Origin of the sequence: Pseudomonas edaphica (assembly GCF_005863185.1) — a bacterium.
In the GTDB taxonomy this organism is placed as follows: domain Bacteria; phylum Pseudomonadota; class Gammaproteobacteria; order Pseudomonadales; family Pseudomonadaceae; genus Aquipseudomonas; species Aquipseudomonas edaphica.
In genome coordinates this window covers 1-596 of the sequence record NZ_VBVZ01001129.1, presented here as the reverse complement: position 1 = coordinate 596, position 596 = coordinate 1, and the positions used below count along the sequence as shown (strand labels likewise).

General features: G+C 63.4%; 1 protein-coding gene. It reads left to right on the top strand.

All coding sequences use genetic code 11. The features are described from left to right. Positions 1–69 precede the first annotated feature (69 nt). A partial coding sequence (locus FEM54_RS33665; RefSeq protein ID WP_138454409.1) for a hypothetical protein occupies positions 70–596 on the top strand: 527 nt, incomplete at its 3' end.

The window sequence follows — 596 nt, the reverse complement described above, 5'->3', positions numbered from 1 at the left end:
CGCCGCCGTGGTTTCGGGTCTGGTCGGCAATGCAACGCCGCGTCTTAACACAGCCCTTCGGAGCGCCCAATGAATCTGTTCAACGTCCAGCAAGCACGCCGTCGAATCTTCAACGCTATCGACACGGTGCAGCGGCTCGACCAAGCGCGTGCTACGCCTCAGTTCAACGAGTCGTCAATGGGTCGGCGCATCGCAGAGCGTCAGAAGGAGCAGCGCGAGCAGGTTCGTCACACGCTCGACGTGCTGGTGGCCGCACACCATGAACGCGACGCCTTGCTCAAGGAATTGCAAGAGACCAAGGCAGCGCTCGAAGTCCTCATTGCGGCTGCACCGAGCAAGGTTCTGGCGAACGCCGTCGCTCCGCAGGAATGCCGCAGCAGCTATTGCGAGTGCGAGCGCGGCAAGTGCAGCGCGGGCCGCATCGACAAGCGCGACGACGTGCAGTACACCGGGCACGGCGCGAAGACGGGCGGTCTCCAGCAGCACAGCATCGGTCCCGAGTACCCGTACATCACGTACAAGCGCGGCGACTACTGGCGAATCCTCGACAGCCGCACCGGCAACACTCACTACCGCGAGTTCGCTCAGTCCGAGAC